Genomic DNA, 26359 nt, shown 5'->3' on the forward strand with positions numbered 1-26359 from the left:
GCGATTCGTGCGGCGTCCGTTGCTCGAGGAGGCGCGCCGTTGCCCAGATCACAAGCCGATGCCCACGACATCGACGACATCGATCTCGCGATCCTCGCCCTTCTCAGCGACCGCGCCGACATCACGAACAAGGCCCTCGCCCGCCGTCTGCACCTGGCCGAGTCGACGTGCGCGCATCGCGTGCGCACCCTGCGGCGGCGGGGACTCATCGTCGACACACGAGCGCGTGTGGACACCGCGGCCCTGGGATTCCCCCTGCGCGCCGTCATCAACGTCCGCCTGGGAAGCCACACCAAGGCGGGTGTCACCCAGCTGTTCCAGGCGCTCACCGAGATCCCCGGGGTGATCGAGGTCTTCCACGTCGCCGGTGAGGACGACTTCGTACTGCACGTGGCGGCCGCCGACGCGCACGCCCTTCGCGACCTCGTGCTCGAGCACATCACTGTGCATCCGAGCGTGCGATCCACCGAGACGCATCTCGTCTTCGAGCGGCGCGACGGCGTCGGCGTGCTCGCGGCACGCTGAGAAGTCAGGACCGCACGAGCCGGGCGATCGCCGCCGTGGCCTCGGCCACCTTGGCATCCGCCTCGTCTCCTCCCAGACGCGCCGCGTCGACCACGCAGTGCTTCAGGTGGTCATCGAGCAGACCGACCGCGACGGAGTTCAAGGCGCTGGTGAGCGCACTGATCTGCGTGAGGATGTCGATGCAGTACTTCTCCTCCGCAATCATCTTGTGCACCCCCCGGGCCTGCCCCTCGATGCGCTTGAGACGGTTGAGGTACTTGTCCTTGTCGGTGATGTAACCGTGCGTGTGTGAGTCGTGTGCGGTGGTGGACATGGCATCCATCCCTTCAATGCGGGGTGCTCGCCGGCGCGGCCACGAGCGATCGGAAGCGACGCAGCCGCAGGCTGTTGCCCACGACGAAGACGCTGGAAAAGGCCATGGCGGCGCCGGCGATCATGGGATTGAGCAAACCAAGCGCAGCCAGCGGGATCGCGGCGACGTTGTACGCGAACGCCCAGAAAAGGTTCGCCTTGATCGTGCGGAGAGTCTGTCGCGACAACCGCACGGCATCGGCGGCGGCACGCAGGTCGCCGCGGACGAGGGTGATGTCTGCCGCCTCGATCGCGGCGTCGGTGCCGGTGCCCATCGCCATGCCCAGGTCGGCCTGGGCGAGCGCCGCAGCGTCGTTGACGCCGTCACCGACCATCGCGACGACCTTCCCCTCGGCCTGCAGCCGGGCGATCACCGCCACCTTGTCGGCGGGCAGCACGTCACCGATCGCCTGGTCGATTCCGACCTGCGCGGCGATATGCGCGGCGACCGCCTGGTTGTCGCCGGTGAGCAGGATCGGGGTGAGCCCGAGCCCGCGCAACTGCGCGACGGCGGCGGCACTGGTGGGCTTGGGCTTGTCGGCGACGACGATCGCCCCACGCAGCTGCCCGTCCCAGGCCACGAGGACCGCGGTCTGACCTCGTTCGCCCGCCGCAGCCACGACCGCGTACATCCGGTCATCTGGCTGCAGCCGCTCCGCCGGCAGCGACGCACGCCCGACCAGCACGGCGTGCCCGTCGACGATGCCGCTGACGCCCTTGCCCGCAGTATTGCGGAAGTCGGTGACCCCTGCCAGCTCCCCGATTCGGTCCGCCGCGGCCTGCGCGATCGCCCTGCCGATGGGGTGCTCGCTGGCGTGCTCGACGGCACCTGCCAACCCCAGCACGGTGTCGGCATCCTCCCCGTCCGCCGGCACCACGTCGATCACGCTCATGCGTCCCGTCGTGACGGTGCCCGTCTTGTCGAGCACGATCGTGTCGACGCGGCGGGTGGACTCGAGAACCTCGGGTCCCTTGATCAGCACACCCAGCTGCGCGCCGCGGCCGGTGCCGACCAGCAGCGCCGTGGGGGTAGCCAGCCCCAGCGCACAGGGGCAGGCGATGATGAGCACCGCGACGGCGGCGGTGAAGGCATTGCCCAGCGGAGCACCCACGATGATCCAGCCCGCCAGGGCGAGCAGCGCCAGGACGATGACGATCGGCACGAACACCGCCGAAATGCGGTCGGCCAAGCGCTGCACCTCGGCCTTGCCGGACTGCGCCTGTTGCACCAGCTGCGCCATCTGCGCGAGCTGCGTGTCAGCACCCACGCGGGTGGCGCGCACGATGAGGCGGCCGCCGGCGTTCACGGTGGCTCCGGTGACCGCATCGCCCTCGGTCACCTCGACGGGCAACGACTCACCGGTGAGCATCGATTCATCCACCGCGGAGGACCCGGACACCACCACGCCGTCGGTGGCGATCTTCTCGCCTGGTCGCACCACGAACTCGTCAGCCACGCGCAGATCGGTCACCGGGATGCGCACCTCGACGCCGCCGCGGCGCACCACGACATCCTTCGCGCCGAGCTCGAGCAGTGCCCGCAGTGCCGCACCGGCGCTGCGCTTCGCGCGCTTTTCGACGTAGCGTCCGGCGAGGACGAACATCGTCACCCCGGCGGCCACCTCCAGGTAGATGTCGCCGGCGGCATCCGCCGTACCTACGGTGAAGGAGAACGGGTGGGTCATCCCGGTCATGCCTGCGGTGCCGAAGAACAGCGCGTACAGCGACCACAGCAGCGCCGCGGATGTGCCGAGGCTGATGAGCGTGTCCATCGTGGCCGCACCGTGGCGCAGGTTGATCCCCGCGGCGCGGTGGAACGGCCACGCACCCCACACCACCACGGGAGCGGCGAGCACCAGCGAGAGCCATTGCCAGTTCGGGAACTGCAGGGCAGGGATCATCGCCATGAGGATCACCGGCACGGACAGCACGATCGAGCCGACCAGCCGCTGGCGCAGTGAGCGCAGGTCGGGGTCCTCGTCGGCGGCCTCGGCGTCGCTCTCAGGCGCCGCGGGCAGCGTCGCGGTGTAACCGGTGCGCTCCACCTCGGCGATCACGGTTGCGGCATCCAGCGCGCGAGGACCGGTGATCTGCGCCGTCTCGGTGGCGTAATTGACCGTCGCCGACACTCCGTCGAGGCGGTTGAGCTTCTTCTCGATACGGGCGGCGCACGACCCGCAGGTCATCCCGCCGATCTCGAGCTCGAAGCGCTGCAGGTCACCGCCCAAGGTCGTCATGCGGCCCCGATCAGACGCGGGTGGCGACGTAGCCGGCCTCGTCGACCGCGGCGATGATGTCGGCGTCATCCAGCGCCACCGAAGATGAGACGAGGAGTCTGCCGCTCTGCGCGCTCACCTCAACAACGTCCACGCCCGCGATCTTCGCGACCTCGCCGCGCACGGCGGCCTCGCAGTGGCCGCACGACATGCCCGTCACCTGGAATTCGCTCGTCATCATCCGTCCTCGCTGTCGACGTGATTGATACCCCAGAGGGGTACCAACACAGTCTACTGCCGACATACCTCCCCAGGGTATATATTCGGCCTAGCAGAGCGTGGCCGCCAGGTCAATCCAGTACCCCGCGCACTGCGCCCCCTCTAATCTGGGAACACCCGCTAAAGACCCCGGTTGAGGCGGCGACGTTCGGGTCGTCGCCGCCTCCCGGCCTTCCGGTGCTACGGCGAGACGATCCGCTCGCGCACCTCGCGTCGCAGCACCTTTCCGATGAGCGAACGGGGCATGTCGGTCATCTGCACGATGCGCTTGGGAACCTTGTACGCGGCGAGCCGGGTGCGACAGTAGTCCCGCAGGGCTTCGGGATCGAGCTTGGCCCCGTCGCGCAGGACGACGGCGGCGGCGACGTCTTCGCCGCCGTGTGAACGCGGGAGCGCGACCACGGCGGCCTCCTCGACGTCCGGGTGGGACTGGAGCGTGTCTTCCACCTCACTGGGAGACACGTTGAAGCCGCCGGTGATGATGAGTTCCTTGATGCGGTCGACGATGGTCACGAACCCGTCGGGTGACACCGAGGCGATGTCCCCGGTGCGCAGCCAGCCGTCGGGGAGAAGCGTCGCCGCAGTCTCCTCCGCACGACCCCAGTATCCCTGGAAGACCTGCGGGCCGCGCACGAGCAGTTCGCCGGTCTCGCCCAGGGGCCGGTCGGTGTCGGGATTGTCCGGGTCGACGATCCGCATCTCGGTACTCGGGAAGGGAACCCCGACCGTGCCCGGTCGGCGCGTGGGGCCCATGGGGTTGCCCAGCGCCACCGGCGATGATTCGGTCATGCCGTAGCCCTCGACGAGCAGCCCTCCGGTGGCCTCTTCCCAACGCCGCACCGTGGCCACCGGCAGGCTCATGGCGCCGGAGATCGCGAACCGCACCTTGGAGAGGTCCACGGTGCCCCGCGACGCCGCGCGTGACAGCTGATCGTAGATGGGCGGCACAGCAGGCAGGAACGTGGGCGGACTCTTGCGCGCGGCATCCGCCACCAGGCCGACGTCGAACTTGGGGAAGAGCACCAGCTTCGCGCCCATGCTCATAGCGAAGGTCAGACACAGCGTCATGCCGTACGCGTGGAACAGCGGGAGCACCGCGTAGAAGGTCTCCTGGCCATCGACGAGGCCCGGCACCCACGCCCGGCCCTGCATCGCGTTGGCGCGCAGATTCGCGTGCGTGAGGATCGCCCCCTTGGGGGTGCCTGTCGTGCCGCTGGTGTACTGCAGCACCGCGATGTCCTCCAGCGCCGGGCCGGCGACGCGGTGCGACAGTCGGGGATGATCCAGGAGCCGCTTCCAGGTGATCGGATGCCGCAGCTTCGGTGGGCTGCTCAGCTGCGCGCGGGACTCCCGCGCCTTCGGGATCGGCAGGCGCAGGGCGAGGCGCTTGACCAGCGGCAGCGCGGCGGTCATGTCTACGCTGATGATGCGCGCCGGCCGCACATCGGACGGGAAGTCGGCGACCGTGTCGACGACCTTGTCCCAGACGATCGCGACGGACGCGCCGTGGTCTTCGAACTGATGGCGCAGCTCCCGGGCCGTGTACAGCGGGTTGTGCTCCACGACGATCCCGCCCAGCCGCAGCACGGCATAGAACGCCACAACATGCTGCGGGCAGTTGGGCAGCACGATCGCGACGCGATCCCCCTTGCCCACGCCCAGTCGCCGCAGACCTTCGGCAGCGCGCTGGATCTGCTCACCCAGCTGGGAGTAGGTCGTCACCTCGCCGAAGAACTCCAGCGCGGGGCGGCGACCGTGCGCTTTCACGGCAGCCTCGATCATCTCCGTAAGCGTTTGCGTCGGCTCGTCGATCTCAGCGGGGACACCCTCTGCATAAGCGGCTAGCCAGGGTCGCGACTGGAAGAGGTTGCTCGACATGTCTCTATCTTGCCCCCACGGCGACCGTGCTATTTACGCGCCCGCGTCTGTTGACAGCGCGCCGGTGTGCATGCTTCGTCCGATCTGGCAAGGGGGGCTGTCTCCTCGGGTCGAACGACGTAGGAAGGGCACAAGCCGGGAGATCCGCCGGCTCGAGAGGGGCAACCATGTCGGAGATGTATGGGTCGGGCTCACCGACCGGAACGAACGCCGCCCGCGGCGACGCGTCGAGCAAGCTCGACACCGCGAAGGGGGAAGCGAGCGACCTGAAGGACACCGCCGCCACCAAGGCGTCGGGTGTCGCTCACACCGTCAAGGACGAAGCGTCCACGGTGATCGGCGAAGCGGGGACACAGGCCAAGCAGCTCTACGCACAGACGCAGCGCGAGGTGCAGGATCAGGCCAACGCGCAGCGACAGCGCGTGGCATCCGGCCTGCAGTCAGTGAGTTCGGAGTTGGAGTCGATGTCGGCGAACGCCGAGAACCCGGGCGTCGGTGCCGACCTCGTCCGCCAGGTCGCGGGACGACTTTCCGGCGCCGCATCGTGGCTGGGCGACCGAGACGCCGCCGCCGTGGTCACCGAGGTCAAGCGGTACGCGCGGCGCAAGCCGGGCACCTTCATCATCGGCGCCGCCATCGCCGGCGTCGTGGTGGGCCGCCTCACGCGCGCCCTCGCCGCCAACGCGTCCGACGCGTCCGACGCGGCCGACGCTCGCCAGAGCGCGCCGGCGGCGCCCGCCGCGGCCCGCACCGCCGCACCGGTGGTCCCGTCGACGCCCGCACCGGTCGTCGCAGCGGCGGAGACCCCGCTGTTCGATCAGTCGACCACGCGTGGCGGCGCACTGTCCGGGGAGGGTGTGCGGGATGTCCGATCCGACACCGTCTGAGCAGAAGGCGGCGACCACGTCGCTGGGAGACCTGCTCGGCGAGGTCAGCCGGGACATCTCCACGCTGATGCGTCAGGAAGTGGAGCTGGCCAAGGCGGAGATCAAACAGTCGGCCAGCCGGGCCGGCAAGGGCGCAGGGTTGCTCGGCGGTGCCGGCTACGCGGCGCTGATGGCGATCTTCTTCCTGTCCGTGGCGCTGTGGTGGGCGCTGGGAACACTCGTCGGCGGCGGCTGGTCCGCCGTGATCGTCGCCGTGCTGTGGGCGATCATCGCGGGGATCCTGTACGTGATCGGCCGCCGCAAGCTCAAGGAAGTCGAGGGGGCGCCGCAGACCGTGGAGACCCTCAAAGAGATACCCGAAACGTTGAAGAGGAATGAGGAGAACCGATGAGCGACTCACCGGAACAGATCCGCGCAGACATCGAACAGACCAGAGCAGAACTCGGCGGCGACGTCGATGCCCTGGCAGACAAGGTGTCCCCGTCCAAGATTGTGCACCGCCAGACCGACAAGGTCAGAACGGCGGTCGGATCAGTGCGTGAGCGCGTCATGGGCGCCGCCGACAACGCCGGATCATCGATCTCAGGCGCAGGCTCCTCGGCAATCGGCCAGGTCGGCGATGCCAAGGATCGCGTCGTCGCCAAGGCCGAGGGCAATCCTCTCGCCGTGGGGCTGATCGCCTTCGGGGCGGGCCTGCTGGTGGCTTCCCTCATTCCGGCATCCGAGAAGGAGAAGCAGGTCGCAGCAGACGTCAAGGAGAAGGCGCAGCCGCTCGTCGATGAGGCGACGCAGGTCGCTCAGGACATGGGCGAGCACCTGAAGGGTCCTGCGCAGGATGCCGCGACGGCGGTGAAGGATGCCGCTACGGACTCCGCGGAAACGGTCAAGGCCGAGACACAGACGGCCGCGGCCGACGTGAAGGACCAGGCGCAGCAGGGCCGGGAGCACCTCTCCGGCAGCTGAGCCGTTCATCCGAGGGGCGGAGACCGCGCGTCGCGGGCTCCGCCCCTCGTGGTGTGGCTACGCTCTGAGCGTGGGGCGCCGGGGCATCTATGTCGAGATCACCATCGGCGCGCCCATCGCGGACGTCTGGACACTGACGCAGGATGCCGCCCAGCACGGCCGCTGGGACGTGCGTTTCTCGGAGATCCGGCCCACCGGACACACACCCGCGGGTGCGACCCGTTTCGCCTATACCCGGCGGGTCCCGCTGCACACCGTGGCGGGCACGGGTGTCAGTCTCGGCGAAACCTCGCGACCAGATGGGTCGCGCACGTCAGCGCTGCGGTTCGCCACCGAGGATCGACTCTCCCCCATCCGCACCGGCCGCGGATACTGGCGGTACACGCCGGTGGCAGGTGGTACGCGATTCATCACCGGGTACGACTACGCGCCCGGCTGGGGGCGTCTCCCGGACCTGCTCGTGCGCCCGGTGCTGGGGTGGGCCACTGCGTGGAGCTTCGACCGGCTTCGCATCTGGCTCGAGCACGGCGAAGGCCCAGAGCGCTGGCCGCTGCGCAGCGTGCTGTGGTTCTGGCGCTCCGACCGACCTCGCGCGGCGCGGTGCCGCCGCGCCCCGCTCGGCGGTTCCCGCCGTGACGATCATCTGCGCACAGCGCCGGCCACGCTCGCCGCGCTCCCCGACCCGGAGCCCGCTCGATGACCTCGATCTTCGAGCGCGCACTGGGAGCGGAGTTCGCGCGGCTGCATCCGATGATGCAACGACGCTTCGGCGTGGGACTGTCCTCCGCCGAGGCGTGCATCGGCACCGGCGAGATGGCGATCATCCGCCGTGGCCCGTGGTGGACCGTGCCGTTCCTGCAGATCGGGCGGCTGCACAACATCCTCATCCCCGATGTGGGTACCCAGGTGCCCTTCCGCATCGAGAACTTCCCGTACCGGGATCCCTTCGGCCGTGAGACGGTCACCTTCGTGCGCGGCTACGACATCCACGGCAGGCAGCGCCGATTCGACGCGACCATGATCCTCGTCGGCGACCGCATCGTGGACTACCTGGGGACCCATCAGCACCTCGCTGTCGACCTCGACCTGACCGTCGACGACGAGGGCGGGTTGGTTCTCACTTCGGACGCGCAACGGTTCTACGAGGGTCCGATCGCGTTCCGATTCCCCATGCTCTTCAGCGGCAGGGCACGCCTGCGCGAGCGGTTCGATGAACGGGACGGCCGTTTCCACATCGATCTGGAAGTGCACAACGATCGCTTCGGCTTCCTTTTCGGCTACCGAGGCTCGTTCACGTGCGATTGGATTCCCGCAAGCGACGCTCCCCCGCGCCTGAAGCCGCGGCGCCACGAACGTCGCCACTGAACGTCGGCGTCGGTTCGCTCCCCCGGTGGCACCGCACGCACTCGTATGCGACCATCGCGTCATGCACGCGCACGAGGGTCACGCGCGGCTCGGCTGGCTGGATGTCGAACCGGAGTCTCTGCGTGCCTCGGGCAGTGGGATCGAAGCCGTCCTCACCGAGTTCGGCGCGCGTCTGGATGCCGGGTCGGCCACCGCGGCTCCCACCGACGGGTGGCGCGTGCTGCGGCGGGATCCCGACGGAAGCGCCGTCATCGGCGCGCCCGTAGATGCCACAGCCACGACGTGGCGCATCGTGCAGGTGCCCGCCCGACGCGACACCTCTGTCTCCCGGAACGTGCGCGTGCAGGTGTATGTGCATCCGGAGCCCTGCCACGTGCGCCCGAGCACGGCCGGGTGACACCAGCGCGCGCTTATACTCCGCCACCGGCATCCGTGCAATCGGGTGCCGTAAGCGGGTGGCGAGTGCGTACGGTGCCAGCAACGTTCGACTGCCATCGGTGAGGAGGCGCCACGGTGTCGCAAGCCACGTCCCAATCAGTCGCACCCGCCCGCGGGGTCGACACGCTGCCGCCCCGCCAGGCCGCGCTGCTGAGCGCGACGCGCATCGAGCAGAAGGGCAACATCCTGGTGCGGTGGTTGACCTCCACCGACCACAAGACGATCGGCTACATGTACATCATCGCCTCGATGGTGTTCTTCCTGCTGGGCGGGCTCATGGCGCTCATGATCCGCGCCGAGCTGTTCGAACCGGGCATGCAGGTCGTGCCCACCAAAGAGCAGTACAACCAGCTGTTCACGATGCACGGCACCATCATGCTGCTGATGTTCGCGACGCCGCTGTTCGCCGGGTTCGCCAACGCGGTCATGCCGTTGCAGATCGGTGCGCCCGATGTCGCGTTCCCCCGTTTGAACGCCCTGTCGTTCTGGCTGTTCTTCTTCGGGTCCGTCATCGCCCTGTCCGGGTTCCTCACTCCGCAGGGCGCAGCCGCGTTCGGGTGGACCGCGTATCAGCCGCTGGCCAATGCCACATTCTCGCCCGGCGTCGGGGGAAACCTGTGGATGCTGGGGCTCGGCATGAGCGGCTTCGGCACGATCCTCGGGTCGGTGAACTTCATCACAACGGTCATCACGATGCGCGCCCCCGGGATGACGATGTGGCGCATGCCGATCTTCACCTGGAACACCCTGGTCACCAGCATCCTCGTGATCATGGCGTTCCCGGTGCTCGCCGCGGCCCTGTTCGCCGCGGCATCCGACCGCGTCTTGGGCTCACATATCTTCGATCCACAGAACGGCGGTGTGCTGCTGTGGCAGCACTTGTTCTGGTTCTTCGGTCACCCCGAGGTGTACATCATCGCGTTGCCGTTCTTCGGGATCATCTCCGAGGTGATCCCCGTCTTCAGTCGCAAGCCGATCTTCGGGTACAAGACCCTGGTGTACGCCACGATCGCGATCGCCGCACTCTCGGTAGCGGTGTGGGCGCACCACATGTACGTCACCGGAGCGGTGCTGCTGCCGTTCTTCGCGCTCATGACGATGCTCATCGCGGTGCCCACCGGGGTGAAGATCTTCAACTGGATCGGCACGATGTGGCGCGGGTCGGTCACGTTTGAAACGCCGATGGCGTTCGCCCTGGGGTTCTTGGTCACCTTCGTGTTCGGCGGTTTGACCGGCGTGATCCTGGCGTCGCCGCCGCTGGACTTCCAGATCTCGGACACCTACTTCGTGGTCGCGCACTTCCACTATGTGGTGTTCGGCACGGTCGTGTTCGCGATGTTCGCCGGGTTCTACTTCTGGTGGCCCAAGTGGACGGGTCGGATGCTCAACGAGCGTCTCGGCTACGTGCACTTCTGGATGGTGTTCATCGGGTTCCACATGACGTTCCTCATCCAGCACTGGCTGGGAGTGCAGGGCATGCCCCGCCGCTACGCCGACTACTCGGCGCTCGATGCGTTCACCTGGCAGAACCAGCTCTCCACCGTGGGGGCGATGATCCTGGGCGCTTCCATGTTGCCGTTCCTGCTCAACGTCTGGATCACCGCGCGCAAGGCGCCGAAGATCACCGTGAACGATCCGTGGGGCTATGGCGGTTCGCTCGAGTGGGCCACCAGCTGCCCGCCGCCGCGCCACAACTTCACGTCGATCCCGCGCATCCGCAGCGAGCGCCCCGCCTTCGACGTCAACCATCCGGAAGCGGGCGTGCCCGTCGGCGTCGGTCCCGCCATGGACGCGCCACAGGCGCCCGTCGCCGACGCCGAAGACGGCGAGGTCAAACGGGGCTGACCGGCGCGGCTATACCGGATGCGACAGTCCGCCGTCAACCCCGCGCCGACGGCCGCCACTCCCGGGCAATCTGAACCGAAGCAGAGCGAGGGAGAGCACCGTGACCGTCGAAGCCGCACCCGTCTCCCCGCGCCGTGCCTCTCCGCGCGCCTCCGCTGTCGCTGCGGCACTGCGCGAACTGCCGACCCGGCTGCCCGTGGCCGCGGCTCCTCACACGTCTCGGCTGCAGTGGCGTCAGCTCGCACCCGAGCGTTACGAGGTCACCGCGCACGACGTGACCATCGGGTTCATCGACGTCGTCGGTGCCGTCTACGTCGCCCTCGCCGGGTCCCGCTACAGCCGCGCAGTGGAGGTCAGCCAGACGCTCGTCTGGACGGAGGCCCTGTCGGCTCTGGATGCCGCGCGCACCACGCCCCGCACGCGAGCGGCCCGGCCGGCCTGATCACCGCCGCCCCGGCATCCGTGTCGTCGGCCGCGCGTAGTCTCGGGCCGTGGTGACGAGCGGTGCCCTGCCCGGGCCATGTCTGCTGTGCGGCGGCGACCGCGGTTCGCGGGTCGACGGTGCGTGGATCTGCGCAGTCTGCGGCTGGCGGTACGGTGATGTGCCCGACGAGGACCTTCCCCTCCCCCGCATCCACGTCGTCTACTACCTGCGGTACGACCGCAGGGTGAAGATCGGCACGAGCGCACGTCCGCGGCAGCGGCTCGCCGCGATCTGGCACGAGGAGCTGCTCGCGTTCGAGCAGGGTGGCAGGCCTCTCGAGCAGCAGCGGCACCGCGAGTTCGCCGGCATCCGTGAAGGCGGCGAATGGTTCACGCTCACCGACGAGCTCGCCACTCATATCGCGGCCCTGCGGGCGGTCGGCGACCCCTGGCAGCTGTACGCGCGCTGGTTGAGCGAGGCGTTGCGCGCGTGACCCACGCGCGTTGCGCTACTGCAGCGCGGAGGTGAGCCGGGCGATGCCGTCGACGAACGTGGCCGACGCGGGCTCCTTGTCCCATTCCGCCAGCGTCAGCTGCCGTCCCGCGTCGCGGTAGCCCTGCTCGACGGCGCGCATCTGCGTGACGAACGCGCGGCCGTGCACGAGCAGGGAGACCTCGGCGTTGAGGCTGAACGAGCGGATGTCCATGTTGCTCGAACCGATCACCGCGACGTCGTCGTCGATGGAGAGGTGCTTGGCGTGCAGGATGTACGGCCCCGGATACATCCAGACCTTCACCCCCGCACGCAGCAGATCGCGGTAGTACGACCGCTGCGCATGCCACACCGACCCCTGGTCGCCGATCTCGGAGACGAACAGCTGGACGTCCAGGCCGCGGAAGCACGCCGACGTGATCGCGTACATCATCGCCTCGTCGGGCACGAAGTACGGACTCGTGATGATCGCTTTCGACCGCGCAGAGGTCACCAGGGTGAGGAACAGCCGCAGCCCGTTCTCGGCGTCATACGCCGGACCGCTCGGCACGACCTGGCACACCGGTGCGTCGGGCGAGGTGCTGACGGGCAGATCGGCGACCGGGACGCGTTCCTGGGCGCCGAGCAGCTCATCCGTCTCGAGATACCAGTCTGAGATGAAGACGGCGTTCAACGCGGTCACGACCGGGCCACTGACCCGGGTCACCAATTCCTGCCACTGCAGACCGCGCTTGAGGTTCTTCTCCGACCGGTAGGAGCGGTCGATCAGGTTCTGCGACCCCGTGAATCCGACGCGACCGTCCACGACGACGAGCTTGCGGTGATTGCGGAGGTCGGGCCGCTGATATTCCCCCTTGAACGGCCGCACCGGGAGCATATAGCTCCATGTCACCCCGATGCGATCGAGCTCGGCGAACGTCTCGTCATGCCCCACGGTGCGCCGGGATGCAATGAAGTCGGCGAGCAGTCGCACCGTGACACCCCGCTCGACCGCGCGCTCCAACGCAGCGAAGAAGCCCCGGGTGGTGGCGTCCCACGAGACGATGTAGAACTCCACGTGGACGAACCGCGTGGCGGTATCGATGGCAGCGGTCATGGCATCGATCGAATTCTGATACTCCCCGATGAGTTCCGCGGTGTTGCCGCCGAGGGCCGGCAGCGCACCCAGCACCTCGTTCTGCCGAACCAGCGGCGGGAACCACCCCTCCCATGACGCCCGATCGGTCGGGTCGTCGATGTCCTTGGCTCGCTCGGCGATCATGCGGTCGATCTCCCGCTGCTTCAGACGCCGCGCCTTCGGCAGCTTCACGTTGCCGATCACGAGGAACAGGAACACCCCGATGAACGGAATCAGGAAGATCGCGAGCAGCCACGCCATCGCCGCTGTCGGCTTTCGCTCGCGCGGGATCACGATGAGCGCGATGATGCGGATCACGAAATCCGCGATCACGAGGATGCCGCCGATGATGGCGGCCACGTTTGCGTTCACAGCGCCCTTCCTTTCCCGGCACCCCTCAGGTCGCCCAGCAGCGGGCGCACCCAGCCTGCCGGCGGGTAGGTGTCGACGAGCACCAGGCGCACCAGCAGCGTCAGCGGGATCGCGAGGATCGCGCCGATCGGCCCGAGAATGACCGCCCAGAACAGCACGGAGAAGAAGGTGATGGTCTGACTGAGTGAGACGGCGTTGCCGATCACCCGAGGCTGGATGACCGATTGCACGATCGCGTTGATCACGGCGTACACGACGATCACCGCGATGACCGTCGGCCATCCGCCCACCAGGGCGCCGAACACGATCGGCGGGATGATCGCCACGAAGTAGCCGATGTTCGGGATGAAGCTGCATAGGAATGCCAGCAGCCCCCAGATGAACGCTCCCGGCACACCGAGCAGCACCAGGGCGACGAAGTCGATGACGCCCTGCGCGAGTCCGAGCAGGGTGGTGGCGACCATGTACCTACGCACGTTCGCGGCATACGCGGACATGCTCGTGACGACCAGCGGATGGGTCTTGCTGGTCTGCGCCAGCACGGTGGCCACATGGCCGGCGTCCATCCCCAGCAGCAGCGCGATGGTGAGGAGGATGACCAGGGCCGAGCCGATGCCGGCGAGTCCGCCGATGAGGCCGCCCACGAAGTCGACCAGGACCGACGGATCGAAGTCGGCGATGAGCGCGTTGAGTTCTCGTGAGGAGATGCCGACGGACTTCAACCATGCGACCGCCTCTTCCCCAAAGCCCGCGATCTGGTCGGCGAACTGCGGCAGCAGCGCGCTGAACTGACCGAACGCGACGAGCACCGCATAGCCAAAGCCGACCAGCAGCACGACGACAGCAAGGATCACCGCCCCGGTGGCGATCCCCCGGGGCACCCGATGTCGTTCCAGCCAGACCCGCAGTGGATGCATGCAGATCGTCAGGATCATGGCGAGGAAGACCGGGGCGATGATCGACCCGAGCGCGGCGATGCCGAAGCATGCGAGGACCGCACCCCCGAGGGCGAGCAGGATGAACGCGTTGCGATGGTTGCCCGCCACGTGGTCCTCCGCTTCCGTCACGGACCGCTGTCAGCAGAAGGTAGCGAGGGGATGTCGGCCGGTCATCACTCCGAGGGGGTGAGAGGCTGCCCTACGCGTGCTCGACGTAGTGGCGCACCCGCTCGTCGCGCTCCACCAGGTAGCGGTCGTCCTCCGGGTAGAACACCGCTGACTCGATGTCGGTGCCGGCGAACGCGGCGATGGCTTCCAGCGAGTCCCATCGGGAGACGGTGGTGACCTCGGTGCGGCCATCGCCGCGGTCCCGGGTGAGCAGCCAGGCGTCGAGGTTGCCGGGCGTTGCACGATAGGCATCCATTCCGGTGCCCTTGATGTAGTCGACGTACGCATCCCGGTCCTCGGTGCGCACCGCACCCGTCCACATGCGTACGACTGGTCGGGGTTCAGTCATGAGCCAAGGATGCCGCGCCCGCGGTCTTTCGGCTACCGGGCCCCGCTCACGTAGGTCACGACACCCACGAGCAGCATCGCAAGCCCGAAGGGGACGATGAGCAGGACTGCGGCGTTCTGGTCGTTGAACAGCACGCCTGGAACGACGCTGACCACCACGACGATGCCGAGCCATCGGGGCAGCACGCCGGCTCGCACCACGGTCCACAGCAGCGTCGCCAACCCCGCCACGATGCACAGCAGTCCCACACCGACCACCACCGGCATCCAGGGAAGGTCGCCGGAGAAGTACCAGTCCTGAATCGCAACGAAGACCACAATGAGCGCAGGACCGCCGGCCGCGAGCGCGAAGCCGGTAATGAGCGAACGTGTTCGCGCGCCGGCACGACGTGCGATCAGCACGATCCCTCCCCATCCGGCCAGGATCAGGCCGGCCGCGGCCATCCCGAGCGCGGTGATCAGCGGGGGCGCCGTCCGCATCGACCGCGTATTGCACTCCGCGAGGACGCATCCCGGCGGCTCGAGGGCAAGCAGACAGGCGGCCAAGACCGCCAGGGTTCCACCGATCGCGGCTGCGGCCCCGGAGACCAGCCAAAGCGAGCGTTCCTGATTCGGGGACGTTGAGGTGGTCATGTCCTTCTCTCCCTTGCGACTCGGCATCGATTTTCAACCGCGACGATCCCGCATTCCCGGCACGCTGCGCATCGCCGTCGGGGCGTATTCCCGCAGTCCGCCCACGGGCGGGCGCACACGAGCCACTGCACCCTGGGATGTACGCGGAACTGACCCCCGCAGGGTGATGTGTCGGCGTGGAACGCGGCGCACACTGGCGACGAGATCTCGTTCTGGGAGTGTCATGGAACCTGTCACGGGATCACGGCGCCTCATCGGGGCCGCGATCACACTGGTCATCGCGTCGCAGATCTCGCCCGCCCACGCGACGGTCCCCCGTGCCGGCACCGGCGACGAGGTCGCCGGCGTGACCTGCGGGCTCACGATGGGGCGCGGCGTTCACACCATCCGCTGTGTGCGCGGGACCGCAGAGTTCACTGCGGTGCTGCACCCCGCTCGACGGGACCTGCCCGGACGATCCCTGTCCGGAACGCGAACGCCACCGCCTGCGCCCGGTCGTTGAGGCCGAGCTTGATGAAGATCCGGTGCACATGCGTTTTGACGGTCGCCTCGCTCAGGAACAGGTCCGCCGCGATCTGCGGGTTGGTCCGTCCAGTGGCGATCGCCGCGAGGACCTCTCGCTCACGGGGGGTCAATTGGTGCAGCGCTGCCGCCGCGGGCAGCGACAGTTCCGGCGACGAGGCGTACTCGTTGAGCAGGGCGCGCGTGATCGCGGGGTCGAGCCAGCCCTCACCGGAGGCCAGCGCGCGAATGGCGGCGGGCAGCACCGCGGGAGCAGAGCTCTTCAGGATGAAGCCGGCGGCACCGGCGCGGATCGCGTCACGCACGGCGTCGTCGTCGCTGAACGTCGTGAGGATCAGCACCTCCGCTCGCGCACCGGTGGCTCGGGAGAACTCCTCGGATGCCAGGGTTCGCGTTGCCGCGACCCCGTCGATCCCGGCCATACGGACATCCATGACCACGACAGCCGGTTTGGCGCGCGCCACGAGGTCGATCGCGGCCTGACCGTCCGATGCCTCGCCCACGACCTCGATGCCGGGCTCGGCGTCGAGCAGCATGCGCAGCCCGGCACGGATCAGGGCCTCGTCGTCGACCAGCACGACCCGCACGGAGTCGACGCTGCCGGTGGACGCTGCACCTGCCATCACCGCCCCAGTGTGACGCCGGATGCCGGTGACACGCCAGTACGCCGGCGGGTGGAGGACAAAGGTGAACCCGCCGCTGGATGCCGCGGGCGGACCGAGAGGGAAGGATGTCCGTCATGAGCGGACAAACGACCCTGTCACGCACGACGACGACACCCCCGCGCGTGATGCCTCCGCGCGATGTGCTCGGCGAGGCGACCGTGGCCGGCGTCGCACTGCTCATGTTCGCGGCAACGATCCTCGACTCCCCGGTGTTGCCGCGCCGCTGGGTCGAGCTTCTGCTGCTGATCGTCAGCACGGTGCCGGTGCTGTGGCGCACGCGGGCACCGGTGCCGGCGCTCGCGCTGGTTCTCGGCATGCAGACCGTGCTGTTCGTGTTCCTTGAGCCGCCGATTGCGGACGCTTCGGAGGCGGCCCTGATCGCGACGTCCGTCGCGTTGGGCACCGTCGCATCCCGCTGTTCTTTCTGGGTCTCGGTCGCTGCGCTGGTCTTCACCAGCTCGTGCATCGCGTTCTTCCTGTTGGACGGCTACCCTCCGAGCAGCGCGCCGTGGGCGTTCTTCTCCTCGGGAGCGGTCTGCTGCCTGTCGTGGGGACTCGGCAGCCTCGCGCGCGTGCACAACGCACGGATCGCGCACCTGCAGGCGGAGCAGAAGCGGGTCACCGAGATGGTGCAGGCCCAACGCGGTCAGATCGCATCGGAGCTCAACCGCATCATCGCGAGCGCCGTCACGGGGATGCTCGGCAATGCCGGGATGGCGACCCAGACCATCGAGCAGGACCCACAGCGCGCCGCTCGCGCCCTTGCGGCGATCGAGTCGACGGGGGTCGAAGCACTGAGCGACGTCCGGCGGCTCATGGGAGTGCTCCGGGACAGCCCTGCGTTCTCGTTCCACGCCGAACCGGCCACAGCCGAATCGATCGGGCGCGGGCCGATCCGTCACCGGCTCCTGCACCTGGACCGCTCCGACGTCATCATCGGAGCGGGGGCCGCCCTGCTCAGCGCCGCCGTCGCCGCGCTCTCGCTGTGGGGCGACGCCCGGTGGAGCGCGAGCGCGTTCCTCGCCGTCACCCTTTGCGTGCTCATGTGGCGCAACAGGTTCCCGGTCACGGTGTTCGCGCTCGTCCTCGTCAGCCTGGCGAGCGCCGTCCTGCTGTTCAACGCGGGCGACTTCGTGTGGGAGACATCGATCTCGCTCCTGCCCGTCCTGCTCTCATTGTTCGCCGTGTCCAGCGGTGCGCCGGTGTGGGCCTCGGTCCCCGCCCTGCTCATCGCGTGGATCTACCTCGCTGTGCCCGCGCTGGCATACCCGAGGGTGTTGACCCAGAACCTCGTCGTCATCGGCGTGATCTCTGTCACGGTGTGGGTCGGCGGCCTGCTCGCAGGTCGACGACGGCGGCGCATCGCGCGACTGGAGTCGGTGAGACAGGCCGCGGAGGCCGCCGCGGATCGGGACCGCGCGCGGCTCGCTCGCGATCTGCACGACGTGATCGGACACTCGATCACCGGGATGATTCTCCAGGCCGCCGGTGCCCGCCGCATCCTCGCCCAGGATCCGCAGCGTGCCGCCGCGGCGCTGCCCGAAATCGAGTCCGCCGGAGCTGCCGCAATGCGGGAGTTGGAACAGTTCGTGGGACTGCTCCAGGGCGCTTCGGCGCGGCATACGTCCGATCCGCCGCACCCGTCTGCCGGACTGGCCGATATCGACGCGTTGATCGCGCAGAACGGGTCGTCGCTCGGGCGGATCGAGCGCACGAGCGTCGGCGATCCGCAGCGACTGGAGCCGAGCGTGGACCTCGCCGCGTACTACGTCATCCGAGAGGCGCTGACGAACGCAGCGAAGCATGCCGGTCCCGACGCTCGGGTGGAGATCGCGGTTCGCTGGGGCGACGATCGTGTCCGACTCCAGGTCACGAGCACCCCATCAGCGAAGGTCGCAGCGCCGCTTTCCTTCGCGCTCGGGGGTGGCTATGGCCTGATCGGCGCTCGGGAACGGGCACGGGTCGCGGGTGGGGATCTGACATGGACGGCGCAGGACGGTGCATTCACCGTCGCGGCCGCCCTGCCCACGTCCCCCGTCCGGTGAGCGCGGCGCGGGTGGTCGAGTGAGCGTAGTGGGCCGCAGCGGATCGGCGACAACCGCAATGCCTGCAGAGGCCTGAGACAATGGACTCGGCCGCGATTCGTGCGGCCGACGAAAGGCTCCCAGTGAACGTCACCCACCTTGAACGGTTTGTCGCGGTGGCCGAAGAGCTGCACTTCCCGCGTGCCGCGAACGCCCTCGGCATCCCGCTCGCATCCTTGTACACCTCGATCGAGAAACTCGAAGCCGAAGTGGGACACCCGCTTTTCACCCGGGACAACGACGGAACCCGGCTGACCAAGGTCGGCGCCCTGTTCCTCGACGAAGCGAAGGAGCAGATCGCTACGGCGCCCGCGCCTGCGCCGAAGCCGGTCGTGCCCGCAGGCGGCAAGGCCAAGGCGTCCAAGGGCAAGGGCCGCACCCCGGTGGTGAAGGGGCAGCCGAAGCCCTACAAGAAGCGTCAGGGTCGCTAGCGCCCGCTACAGCTCCGTGACCTGGCCCGCTTCGACCCGCCAATGGCGGTCGGTGTGCACGGTGGCGAGCATCCGCCGGTCGTGGGTCACCAGCAGCAGCGTCCCCTCGTAGGTCTCCAGGGCTTCTTCGAGCTGCTCGATCGCCGTCAGGTCGAGATGGTTGGTGGGCTCGTCGAGCACGAGCAGGTTCACACCGCGGGCCTGAAGGAGCGCGAGACCTGCCCGCGTGCGTTCCCCCGGCGAGAGCTCATCAACGGGCCGGTTCACGTGATCGGCCTTGAGCCCGAACTTGGCCAGCAGCGTGCGCACCTCACCGGATGCCAGTTCGGGCACGAGGGCTTCGAAGGCATCCGCCAGCGGCTCGGTCCCGGTGAACAGCGAGCGTGCCTGGTCGACTTCGCCGATCTGCACGCTCGCGCCGAGGCTCGCGACGCCCTCGTCCGGCGCCTGCTGACCCAGCAGCGCGCGCAGCAACGTGGATTTGCCCGCTCCGTTGGGGCCGGTGATTCCGATGCGCTCCCCCGCGTTCACCTGCAGCGAGACCGGACCGAGCGTGAACGAGCCCTGCCGGAACACGGCACCACTGAGCGTCGAGACCACGGAGCTCGAGCGCGGCGCCGACCCGATCGTGAACTGCAGCTGCCACTCCTTGCGGGGCTCCTCCACCTCGTCGAGCCGCGCGATGCGGCTTTCCATCTGCCGCACCTTCTGCGCCTGCTTCTCGCTGGACTCCGTCGCCGCCTTGCGCCGGATCTTGTCGTTGTCGGGCGCCTTCTTCATCGCGTTGCGCACGCCCTGACTCGACCACTCCCGCTGGGTGCGCGCGCGCGAGACGAGGTCGGCCTTCTTGTCGGCGAACTCGTCGTACTTCTCCCGCTGGTGCCGGCGCAGCGTCGCGCGCTCCTCCAGGTAGGCGTCGTAGCCGCCGCCGAACACCTGGTTGGATCCCTGGGCCAGGTCGAGTTCCAGCACCCGGGTCACGCAGCGTGCCAGGAACTCGCGGTCGTGGCTGACCAGCACCACCCCGCCGCGCAATCCCCGCACGAACGCTTCGAGACGCTCGAGACCGTCCAGGTCGAGGTCGTTGGTCGGTTCGTCCAGCAGCACGATGTCAAAGCGCGAGAGCAGCAGCGCGGCGAGTCCCACGCGGGCCGCCTGACCGCCCGAAAGCGACGTCATCAGGGTCTCCTCCGGCGCGTCGCCGAGGTCCAGGCCCAGGTCGGCCAGCACGATCGGGAGGCGTTCGTCCAGATCGGCCGCACCGCTGGCGAGCCAGCGGTCCAGTGCGGTGGAGTACGCGTCGGCGGGGTCGATACCGGTGCCCTCGGCGAGCGCCGGGTCGCCGAGCGCAGCCGCTGCGGCATCCATGTCTCTGGTGGCCTCGGCGCACCCGGTGCGACGCGCGATGTACTCGGCGACGGTCTCGCCGACGATGCGCTCGTGCTCCTGCGGCAGCCAGCCGACGAAGGCATCCGCCGGTGCCAGCGTGATCGTTCCGGCCTGCGGCTCGTCGATGCCGGCGAGCAATCGGAGCAGCGTGGACTTGCCGGCGCCGTTGGCACCGACGACACCGACCACGTCGCCCGGGGCGACGGTGAGGTCAAGCGAGTCGAAAAGCGTGCGGTGGCCGTACCCGCCGGCCAGGTTGCGGGCGACGAGTGTGGCGGTCATCCTTCAATCCTGTCATCGCGACGAGGAGTCCAGTGCCGCCAGCAGCTGGTGGTTGGGCTGGCGTGACCGGCGCGGATGCCGCGTCGGTTCACCTCAGCCACAGCGGCGCGCTACGGTCAAGAAATGCCCGAATCGCTACATGGTGCTGCCGGCGCCGCAGACGCGCCCACGGTGCATGCCTCACCGGCCGCACCGATCGACGCGTCCCGCCGCGTTGAACTGACCCTCCGCAAGCCGTGGTTCGCGCTGTACGCACGTATCCGGCCGACGCTGGTCATCGCCGGGCGCGGTCAGCCGACGCAGTGGGGCGTCGGCACCTGGCAGGTTCCCGCCGACGAGACCGTCGTGCTCGGCGTGTTCCTGTTCAACCGGATTTGGCGCTTCGGGCAAGCCGAGTTCGCGATCGAGCCGGGTGATGCGCCGTCGCTGGAGTACCGGGCCCCCGCGCTGCCGTTCGGGCGCGGGCGTATTCGGCTGGGTGCCACACCGGAGATGCCGCACCGCTGACGCGCACCCCGGTGCACCGGCGGCCGGGCGCTCCTATGATGTGGGCGTGGAGACACCCAGGGCGGATGTCGTGCAAGACATCCGCTTCGCCCGTTCGGCCGACGGGGTCGGGATCGCGTACGCCGTACACGGATCCGGGCCACCGCTGCTGATCGACGCCTGCTGGCTGAGCCACCTGCAGTTCGACTGGGAGAGCCCGGTCTGGAGGCACTACCTCGTCGAGCTCGGCAAGATCGCCACCGTCATCCGCTACGACGAGCGCGGGCACGGCCTCTCCGACCGCGGCGTCACTGACCACAGCCTCCGGGCGCGGGTCGGCGATCTCGAAGCGGTGGTGGCGGATGCCGGTCTCGACCGCTTCGCCCTCATGGCGATGGCGCAGGGCGGCCCCGTCGCGATCGAGTACGCCGCCCGGCATCCGGAGCACCTCACGCGCCTGATGTTCTACGGCAGTTACTCCGGCGCCGAGGCCGCCGCGACCCCCGAGGAGCTGCAGCTGCTCGCGGCATTCGAGGCCCTCATCAAGGTGGGGTGGGCCCGCCCCACGTCGGAATTCCGCCGCGTCTTCAGCAGCATGATGATCCCCGGTGGGACCGAAGAGCAGATGCGGTGGATCGACGATCTACAGCTGCGCGCCTGCGACACAGAGACCGCCGTCATCTCCCGCGCGCAGCGGCAGGTGTCCGACTCGACGTGGCGCCTGCCCGAACTGGATCTTCCGACCCTCGTCATCCACAGCCGCGGCGACCAGATGAACGAGTTCCATCACGCCCGGCACCTGGCGGCGAACATCCGCGGCGCGCACCTGGTCGCCCTCGACAGCAACAACCATGTGGTCCTCGCCGATGAGCCGGCGTGGCCGGTGTTCCTCCACGAGGTCGCGAGCTTCATGGCACCCGACAGGCACCGCTCCCCCGACACCGTCGCGGACGACGTCGCCGGGCTGATCTCGCCCCGCGAACTCGACATCCTGCGACTCGCGGCCGGCGGCTATGACAATGACGCCATCGCCGCCGCGCTGTTCCTCTCGGTGCGCACCGTCGAGCGGCACCTGCAGAATGCCTACGCCAAGCTCGGCTTGAGCGGCCGCACCGCCCGCACCGCCGCCGTCGCGCGGCTGCTTTCCCGCACGTGACCATGTACGCGTCAGCCGCCAGCAGCCTTCCGACCGAGCGCGCTCGTTACGCGCCGGCGCCGATGTGACGCGGGCGCGTGATTCCTACCGTGGGGGTACCAACCACAACCGGAGGAACCAGATGTCATCCTTTACCAGCACCACCCGCACCGTGACCGGCACGGACGCAGACCGCGCGCTGAAGGCGAAGCACGCCGCGATGTGGGCCAGCGGGAACTACCCCGCCGTCGTCGACGACGTGGTCCACTCCCTCGGCGGCATCCTCGTCGACGCGGTCGATGTCCGACCCGGGCAGCGCGTCCTCGACGTCGCTGCCGGCACCGGAACCTCAGCGATCCCCTCGGCGCGACGCGGTGCCGACGTCGTCGCCACCGATCTCACCCCGGAACTGCTTGCCGTCGGGCGCACCGCCGCCGACGCGGAGGGGATCGCACTGACCTGGCAGACAGCGGATGCCGAGGACCTGCCGTTCCCTGACGCGGACTTCGACGTGGTCATCTCGAGCATCGGCGTGATGTTCGCCCCGCACCACCAGTTGGCGGCGGACGAGCTCATTCGGGTGTGCCGTCCCGGCGGCACCATCGGCGTGCTCAGTTGGACCCCGAACGGGTTCATCGGGCAGCTGTTCGCGACGATGAAGCCGTACGCGCCACCGCCCCCGGCCGGTGCGTCACCCGCACCCCTTTGGGGCAGTGTCGAGCACGTCCGGGAGCTGTTCGGCGACCGCGTCGAGGCCTTCGTCGCCCACCAGCAGACGCTGGCGGTCCACCGGTTCGCGGCCGGCGCGGAGTTCCGCGACTTCTTCAAGACCAACTACGGCCCGGCGATCGCGGTCTACCGCTTCATCGCCGACGACCCGGAGAAGGTGGCTGCCCTCGACGCCGACCTGGCGGCGTTGGGCGACCGGTTCCTCGCCGACGGTGTCATGCCGTGGGAGTACCTCCTCGTCACTGGAACACGCGGTTAGCAGCATGCCGTCATGATTCTCGTATTCGCAATCGTGATCCTCTGCGTGGCCGGCGTGATCGGTACGGCCCTGGCAGCCGCCCACGACTCGTTCCCGCCGATGCGGACGCTCTGGTCCTACGACACCCGTCGCCCCAGGCCGTGACGCCCGCCGGCTGAGCTGCCCGTGCCATCCGGAGCACTCAGCCGTTCGGCGTGGTCCCGAAGACGTGGAGGCCGAGTTCTGCGCTCATCCATTCGCTGGCCACAGCGCCGCGCACACTGGTGCCCCGGTCGTCGAGGGGCGGGCTGATCACGGCGGCCCCGAGCATGCCGGGCGCCGACAGCACGATCGCCCCCGACACGCTCGACTTCGCCGGCACGCCCACCCGGCGCATCCACCTGCCGGAACCGTCGTAGACGCCGCAGGTCGCCATGACCGACACGACATCTCGTGCCACATCCGCCGGCACGACCCGTTCGCCGGTGAGGGGGTTCACGCCCCCGCACGCGAGGGTGGCACCCATCACCGCGAGCGCCTCGGCATCGACGAGCACCGCGCAGGCGCGGGCGTAGACCGCTACCGCGTCGTCCGCACTGACCTGCATCGTTCCCTCGGCGCGCATGAGGTGCGCCAGCGCGTGGTTACGGTCGCCCAGCAGATGCTCGTTGTGAGCAACACCCTCGTCGGCCTCGAGCGGTCGTCCGGCGAAGGCAGAGAGGCCGTGGAGGATGCGCTCGTTCCGCTCGTCGACGCTCTCCCCGTCCACCAGCGACGCGGTCAGCAGCGCACCGGCGTTGACCATGGGGTTCGGGGGCCGACCGGTGTCGCTTTCGAGCTTGATGGCGTCGAATGCCTCGCCCGTCGGTTCGATCCCGATGCGCTCCAGCGCTTCGCCGTCGGTGTCGAGCAGGGCGAGGGCGAAGAGGAACGGCTTCACCGCTGACTGCACGCTGAACGGCACGTCGGCCTGCGCACTCGTGCGCACCGTCCCATCGGGCAGGACGAGGGCCACGGCGCACAGGTCGGGGTCCGCTGCGGCGAGCTCCGGGATGCTGTCGTTCACGGTGCCGCCCTCGTGGGCAAGCATTCGCGCGCGCAACTCGTCGAGGTCGTAGGTGTGGGGATCGCGGGAACCGCTCATCCCCCCAGCCTGTCATGCCGCACGCGCCCGGGCCGGGGCGCGTCGACGACAGCATAAGTCATGTGGCGTGGGGTGCGACAGGGTTTGCGTCGCGAGCGGTGGTGCACTGGAGTGGTGCGATGGGCAAAGAGATCGCGGCGGTGGCGCCGACAGCACCGATCGGACTGAAGCGGGCGGTGGGCACGCCGTTGCTCTTCGCCTTCATCGTGGGAGATACCCTCGGGGCGGGCATCTACACGCTCGTCGGCACGATGGCCAACGACGTCGGCGGCGTCATCTGGCTGCCGTTGCTGATCGCGCTCGTCGTGGCGCTGCTGACCGCGGGCACCTACGCGGAACTGATCACCAAATATCCGCACGCCGGTGGTGCCGCGCGCTACGTCGACCGTGCCTTCGGCATCCCGTACGTGTCGTTCCTCGTCGGGTTCCTGATGATGGCATCCGGCATCACCACCGCCGCAGCCCTGGCCAATGCGTTCGCCGGTGACTACCTGACCGCCCTCATCGACGTGCCACCGATCCCGGCGGCGATCGTGTTCATCGCCCTGCTCACCCTGATCAACCTGCGCGGTGTGCGCGAGTCGCTCGGCGCGAACCTCGTCGCCTCGGTCATCGAAGTGACCGGTCTGGTGATCGTCATCGTCGTGTGCGCGATCGTCTTCGGCAGCGGCGGCGGGGAGCCGGCCCGCATCTTCGAGTTCGCACCCGACGTTCCCCCGATCGAAGGGGCGTTCGCGGCATCCATCATCGCGTTCTTCTCCTTCCTCGGCTTCGAGGCCGCCGCGAACATGGCCGAGGAAGTGCGCAACCCCTCCAAGGCCTACCCGCGGGCGTTGTTCGGCGCGATCTTCACGGCGGCCGTGGTGTACCTGCTCATCGCGGTCGGCGCCGTCATCGTGCTGCCTCCGGAGGAACTCGCGGAGTCGACCGGACCACTGCTCGCGGTGGTCGCCGCCAGCGGCGTCGGCATCCCGTCGTGGCTGTTCAGCCTCATCGCGCTGGTCGCCATCGCAAACGGTGCGCTGCTGTTCATGGTCATGGCCAGCCGCGTCGGCTACGGGCTGGCCGAGGCGGGGCTGCTGCCCGACACCTTCGGCCGCGTGCTGCCCAAGCGCCGGACGCCCTGGGTGTCGATTCTGGTCATCGCCGGCATCACGATGGTGCTCACGGTGGTCGGAGACATTTCCACGCTCGCCGAGACGACGGTGCTGTTGCTGCTGCTGGTGTTCCTCTCCGCCAACGTCAGCGTGCTGGTGCTGAAGAAGGACAAGGTCGATCACGCCCACTTCAGGGTGCCGCGGGTTGTGCCGGTGATCGGCATCCTCGCCTGCATCGTGCTGCTTGCCCAGCAGTCCTGGACCGTCTGGATCGCCGCGGCCGCGTACGTCGCGGTCGGGTCGGTGCTGTTCCTGATCGCCCGGTACACCCGCAAGCGCAGCGACCGCAAGCGCGCCGGGGCCTAGTTCCCGGGTTTGGGGCGCGTATCGTTCCCCGAACCCCCGATTCCCCGGGTTTGGGGCGCGTATCGTTCCCCGAACCCCCGATTCCCCGGGTTTGGGGCGCGTATCGTTCCCCGAACCCCCGATTCCCCGGGTTTGGGGCGCGAATCCGGCATCGGACTCGCGCCCCGTCACGGGCGTTTAGTCTTGCGGATGCCAGATCTCCCAGACCCGCTCCGCGATCGGCCGATACTTCTCGCGCGGGCCGGCGGTGTGGGTGCCGAACCAGTGGCAGCACTCCTCGTGCACGATCGTCAGCACGTCTTCCACCGAGCGCGCTTCACCTCGTCGCGCCGTGATGGTCCGCGCCTCGGAGCGGTACTCGTCGGTGTTGAATCCGAGGTTGATCCCGACGGGGTCCTCCTCGAAGAGAAGGCGCTCGAGCCGGGCGAGGTCGCTGGGGTCGGTTTCGGGCATGGTGATGCTCCTTGGGCGCGGGAGGGCAGTTCGCGCTGCAGGTAATCGACGATCGGAGGGACGGATGCCACGTCGGCCTCGCTCACCGACTGGCTTGGA

At 68.7% G+C, this 26359-nt stretch carries 29 protein-coding genes; 17 read left to right on the forward strand and 12 right to left on the reverse strand.

Annotated features, from left to right (window positions below; genetic code table 11):
- Positions 1-39 precede the first annotated feature (39 nt).
- On the forward strand, positions 40-525 hold the full coding sequence (locus tag QNO11_RS09330) for an Lrp/AsnC family transcriptional regulator (RefSeq protein WP_257508539.1): 486 nt from the start codon (positions 40-42) through the stop codon (positions 523-525).
- Positions 526-529: 4 nt separating this feature from the next.
- Here QNO11_RS09330 and QNO11_RS09335 read toward each other — a convergent pair whose 3' ends face one another.
- The 4 genes from QNO11_RS09335 to QNO11_RS09350 all read right to left on the reverse strand — a co-directional run bounded on the left by QNO11_RS09335 (position 530) and on the right by QNO11_RS09350 (position 5249).
- Positions 530-847, reverse strand: a complete 318-nt coding sequence (locus QNO11_RS09335) for a metal-sensitive transcriptional regulator (RefSeq protein WP_374113806.1) — start codon at positions 845-847, stop codon at positions 530-532.
- A 4-nt stretch (positions 848-851) separates the two neighbouring features.
- Positions 852-3113, reverse strand: a complete 2262-nt coding sequence (locus tag QNO11_RS09340; protein ID WP_257508537.1) for a heavy metal translocating P-type ATPase — start codon at positions 3111-3113, stop codon at positions 852-854.
- A gap of 10 nt (positions 3114-3123) precedes the next feature.
- On the reverse strand, positions 3124-3333 hold the full coding sequence (locus QNO11_RS09345) for a heavy-metal-associated domain-containing protein (RefSeq protein WP_257508536.1): 210 nt from the start codon (positions 3331-3333) through the stop codon (positions 3124-3126).
- Positions 3334-3551: 218 nt separating this feature from the next.
- Positions 3552-5249 carry a long-chain-fatty-acid--CoA ligase gene (locus tag QNO11_RS09350; protein ID WP_257508535.1) on the reverse strand — a complete coding sequence of 566 codons (1698 nt, stop codon included), beginning with the start codon at positions 5247-5249 and terminating at the stop codon, positions 3552-3554.
- A gap of 167 nt (positions 5250-5416) precedes the next feature.
- Between QNO11_RS09350 and QNO11_RS09355 the strand changes: the two genes are divergently transcribed.
- From QNO11_RS09355 to QNO11_RS09395, 9 genes are all read left to right on the forward strand, one after another.
- On the forward strand, positions 5417-6136 hold the full coding sequence (locus tag QNO11_RS09355) for a hypothetical protein (RefSeq protein WP_257508534.1): 720 nt from the start codon (positions 5417-5419) through the stop codon (positions 6134-6136).
- Positions 6114-6527, forward strand: a complete 414-nt coding sequence (locus QNO11_RS09360) for a phage holin family protein (protein ID WP_257508533.1) — start codon at positions 6114-6116, stop codon at positions 6525-6527. The genes QNO11_RS09355 and QNO11_RS09360 overlap by 23 nt, the downstream gene beginning before the upstream one ends.
- Entirely contained in the window at positions 6524-7099 is a 576-nt protein-coding gene (locus QNO11_RS09365) for a DUF3618 domain-containing protein (protein WP_257508532.1), read from the forward strand. The genes QNO11_RS09360 and QNO11_RS09365 overlap by 4 nt, the downstream gene beginning before the upstream one ends.
- A gap of 70 nt (positions 7100-7169) precedes the next feature.
- A complete protein-coding gene (locus QNO11_RS09370; RefSeq protein ID WP_257508531.1) occupies positions 7170-7799 on the forward strand; it encodes an SRPBCC family protein in 630 nt (209 codons plus the stop codon).
- Complete coding sequence (locus QNO11_RS09375) at positions 7796-8464, forward strand: DUF4166 domain-containing protein (protein ID WP_257508530.1); 669 nt, start codon at positions 7796-7798, stop codon at positions 8462-8464. Before QNO11_RS09370 ends, QNO11_RS09375 begins: the two co-directional genes overlap by 4 nt.
- Before the next feature lie 61 nt (positions 8465-8525).
- Positions 8526-8861 (forward strand): hypothetical protein, encoded by a 336-nt coding sequence (locus tag QNO11_RS09380; RefSeq protein ID WP_257508529.1) that lies wholly within the window; start codon positions 8526-8528, stop codon positions 8859-8861.
- Between the two features lie 167 nt (positions 8862-9028).
- Complete coding sequence (ctaD, locus tag QNO11_RS09385; protein WP_257508766.1) at positions 9029-10747, forward strand: aa3-type cytochrome oxidase subunit I; 1719 nt, start codon at positions 9029-9031, stop codon at positions 10745-10747.
- 100 nt (positions 10748-10847) lie between these two features.
- Entirely contained in the window at positions 10848-11189 is a 342-nt protein-coding gene (locus QNO11_RS09390) for a hypothetical protein (RefSeq protein ID WP_257508528.1), read from the forward strand.
- Positions 11190-11238: 49 nt separating this feature from the next.
- Positions 11239-11664, forward strand: a complete 426-nt coding sequence (locus QNO11_RS09395) for a GIY-YIG nuclease family protein (RefSeq protein ID WP_257508527.1) — start codon at positions 11239-11241, stop codon at positions 11662-11664.
- Between the two features lie 15 nt (positions 11665-11679).
- Here the strand turns inward: QNO11_RS09395 and cls are convergent, their stop codons facing one another.
- From cls to QNO11_RS09420, 5 genes are all read right to left on the reverse strand, one after another.
- Positions 11680-13152, reverse strand: coding sequence for a cardiolipin synthase (cls, locus tag QNO11_RS09400; RefSeq protein WP_257508526.1), 1473 nt, complete (start codon positions 13150-13152; stop codon positions 11680-11682).
- The gene (locus tag QNO11_RS09405) at positions 13149-14219 is read right to left on the reverse strand and encodes an AI-2E family transporter (protein WP_257508525.1); all 1071 of its coding nucleotides are present in this window, start codon (positions 14217-14219) and stop codon (positions 13149-13151) included. The genes cls and QNO11_RS09405 overlap by 4 nt, the downstream gene beginning before the upstream one ends.
- Positions 14220-14289: 70 nt before the next feature.
- Positions 14290-14607, reverse strand: a complete 318-nt coding sequence (locus tag QNO11_RS09410; protein ID WP_257508524.1) for a hypothetical protein — start codon at positions 14605-14607, stop codon at positions 14290-14292.
- Between the two features lie 32 nt (positions 14608-14639).
- A complete protein-coding gene (locus QNO11_RS09415; protein ID WP_257508523.1) occupies positions 14640-15239 on the reverse strand; it encodes a hypothetical protein in 600 nt (199 codons plus the stop codon).
- A gap of 413 nt (positions 15240-15652) precedes the next feature.
- Complete coding sequence (locus QNO11_RS09420; RefSeq protein ID WP_257508522.1) at positions 15653-16384, reverse strand: response regulator; 732 nt, start codon at positions 16382-16384, stop codon at positions 15653-15655.
- Positions 16385-16500: 116 nt separating this feature from the next.
- Here QNO11_RS09420 and QNO11_RS09425 point away from each other — a divergent pair, with 116 nt between their 5' ends.
- Positions 16501-18471: a sensor histidine kinase gene (locus tag QNO11_RS09425; protein ID WP_257508521.1), complete on the forward strand. Its 1971-nt coding sequence runs from the start codon at positions 16501-16503 to the stop codon at positions 18469-18471.
- A 122-nt stretch (positions 18472-18593) separates the two neighbouring features.
- The gene (locus QNO11_RS09430; RefSeq protein WP_257508520.1) at positions 18594-18941 is read left to right on the forward strand and encodes a LysR family transcriptional regulator; all 348 of its coding nucleotides are present in this window, start codon (positions 18594-18596) and stop codon (positions 18939-18941) included.
- A 6-nt stretch (positions 18942-18947) separates the two neighbouring features.
- Here the strand turns inward: QNO11_RS09430 and QNO11_RS09435 are convergent, their stop codons facing one another.
- Positions 18948-20612, reverse strand: a complete 1665-nt coding sequence (locus tag QNO11_RS09435; RefSeq protein WP_257508519.1) for an ABC-F family ATP-binding cassette domain-containing protein — start codon at positions 20610-20612, stop codon at positions 18948-18950.
- Positions 20613-20735: 123 nt separating this feature from the next.
- On the opposite strand from QNO11_RS09435, the gene QNO11_RS09440 reads away from it, so the two are divergent.
- From QNO11_RS09440 to QNO11_RS09455, 4 genes are all read left to right on the forward strand, one after another.
- Positions 20736-21119 (forward strand): hypothetical protein, encoded by a 384-nt coding sequence (locus tag QNO11_RS09440; protein ID WP_257508518.1) that lies wholly within the window; start codon positions 20736-20738, stop codon positions 21117-21119.
- Positions 21120-21165: 46 nt separating this feature from the next.
- On the forward strand, positions 21166-22254 hold the full coding sequence (locus QNO11_RS09445) for an alpha/beta fold hydrolase (RefSeq protein WP_257508517.1): 1089 nt from the start codon (positions 21166-21168) through the stop codon (positions 22252-22254).
- Positions 22255-22375: 121 nt separating this feature from the next.
- Positions 22376-23221, forward strand: a complete 846-nt coding sequence (locus QNO11_RS09450; RefSeq protein ID WP_257508516.1) for a class I SAM-dependent methyltransferase — start codon at positions 22376-22378, stop codon at positions 23219-23221.
- Between the two features lie 12 nt (positions 23222-23233).
- Positions 23234-23365 (forward strand): hypothetical protein, encoded by a 132-nt coding sequence (locus QNO11_RS09455; protein WP_257508515.1) that lies wholly within the window; start codon positions 23234-23236, stop codon positions 23363-23365.
- Between the two features lie 37 nt (positions 23366-23402).
- On the opposite strand, the gene glsA is transcribed toward QNO11_RS09455, so the two are convergent.
- Positions 23403-24344, reverse strand: coding sequence for a glutaminase A (glsA, locus tag QNO11_RS09460; RefSeq protein ID WP_257508514.1), 942 nt, complete (start codon positions 24342-24344; stop codon positions 23403-23405).
- Positions 24345-24463: 119 nt separating this feature from the next.
- Here glsA and QNO11_RS09465 point away from each other — a divergent pair, with 119 nt between their 5' ends.
- Positions 24464-25807 (forward strand): APC family permease, encoded by a 1344-nt coding sequence (locus QNO11_RS09465; RefSeq protein WP_257508513.1) that lies wholly within the window; start codon positions 24464-24466, stop codon positions 25805-25807.
- A gap of 177 nt (positions 25808-25984) precedes the next feature.
- On the opposite strand, the gene QNO11_RS09470 is transcribed toward QNO11_RS09465, so the two are convergent.
- Entirely contained in the window at positions 25985-26260 is a 276-nt protein-coding gene (locus QNO11_RS09470; RefSeq protein WP_257508512.1) for a hypothetical protein, read from the reverse strand.
- Positions 26261-26359: the final 99 nt, after the last annotated feature.

This window comes from Microbacterium sp. zg-B96, from assembly GCF_030246865.1.
Lineage (GTDB): Bacteria > Actinomycetota > Actinomycetes > Actinomycetales > Microbacteriaceae > Microbacterium.

What these genes read in the sequence shown, in the direction of transcription:
- QNO11_RS09335 (WP_374113806.1), bottom strand. Translation starts at nt 847, where the DNA reads ATGGATGCCATGTCCACCACCGCACACGACTCACACACGCACGGTTAC.
- QNO11_RS09340 (WP_257508537.1), bottom strand. Translation starts at nt 3,113, where the DNA reads ATGACGACCTTGGGCGGTGACCTGCAGCGCTTCGAGCTCGAGATCGGC.
- QNO11_RS09345 (WP_257508536.1), bottom strand. Translation starts at nt 3,333, where the DNA reads ATGATGACGAGCGAATTCCAGGTGACGGGCATGTCGTGCGGCCACTGC.
- QNO11_RS09350 (WP_257508535.1), bottom strand. Translation starts at nt 5,249, where the DNA reads ATGTCGAGCAACCTCTTCCAGTCGCGACCCTGGCTAGCCGCTTATGCA.
- QNO11_RS09355 (WP_257508534.1), top strand. Translation starts at nt 5,417, where the DNA reads ATGTCGGAGATGTATGGGTCGGGCTCACCGACCGGAACGAACGCCGCC.
- QNO11_RS09360 (WP_257508533.1), top strand. Translation starts at nt 6,114, where the DNA reads ATGTCCGATCCGACACCGTCTGAGCAGAAGGCGGCGACCACGTCGCTG.
- QNO11_RS09365 (WP_257508532.1), top strand. Translation starts at nt 6,524, where the DNA reads ATGAGCGACTCACCGGAACAGATCCGCGCAGACATCGAACAGACCAGA.
- QNO11_RS09375 (WP_257508530.1), top strand. Translation starts at nt 7,796, where the DNA reads ATGACCTCGATCTTCGAGCGCGCACTGGGAGCGGAGTTCGCGCGGCTG.
- QNO11_RS09380 (WP_257508529.1), top strand. Translation starts at nt 8,526, where the DNA reads ATGCACGCGCACGAGGGTCACGCGCGGCTCGGCTGGCTGGATGTCGAA.
- QNO11_RS09410 (WP_257508524.1), bottom strand. Translation starts at nt 14,607, where the DNA reads ATGACTGAACCCCGACCAGTCGTACGCATGTGGACGGGTGCGGTGCGC.
- QNO11_RS09415 (WP_257508523.1), bottom strand. Translation starts at nt 15,239, where the DNA reads ATGACCACCTCAACGTCCCCGAATCAGGAACGCTCGCTTTGGCTGGTC.
- QNO11_RS09420 (WP_257508522.1), bottom strand. Translation starts at nt 16,384, where the DNA reads ATGGCAGGTGCAGCGTCCACCGGCAGCGTCGACTCCGTGCGGGTCGTG.
- QNO11_RS09425 (WP_257508521.1), top strand. Translation starts at nt 16,501, where the DNA reads ATGAGCGGACAAACGACCCTGTCACGCACGACGACGACACCCCCGCGC.
- QNO11_RS09435 (WP_257508519.1), bottom strand. Translation starts at nt 20,612, where the DNA reads ATGACCGCCACACTCGTCGCCCGCAACCTGGCCGGCGGGTACGGCCAC.
- QNO11_RS09440 (WP_257508518.1), top strand. Translation starts at nt 20,736, where the DNA reads ATGCCCGAATCGCTACATGGTGCTGCCGGCGCCGCAGACGCGCCCACG.
- QNO11_RS09450 (WP_257508516.1), top strand. Translation starts at nt 22,376, where the DNA reads ATGTCATCCTTTACCAGCACCACCCGCACCGTGACCGGCACGGACGCA.
- QNO11_RS09455 (WP_257508515.1), top strand. Translation starts at nt 23,234, where the DNA reads ATGATTCTCGTATTCGCAATCGTGATCCTCTGCGTGGCCGGCGTGATC.
- glsA (WP_257508514.1), bottom strand. Translation starts at nt 24,344, where the DNA reads ATGAGCGGTTCCCGCGATCCCCACACCTACGACCTCGACGAGTTGCGC.
- QNO11_RS09465 (WP_257508513.1), top strand. Translation starts at nt 24,464, where the DNA reads ATGGGCAAAGAGATCGCGGCGGTGGCGCCGACAGCACCGATCGGACTG.
- QNO11_RS09470 (WP_257508512.1), bottom strand. Translation starts at nt 26,260, where the DNA reads ATGCCCGAAACCGACCCCAGCGACCTCGCCCGGCTCGAGCGCCTTCTC.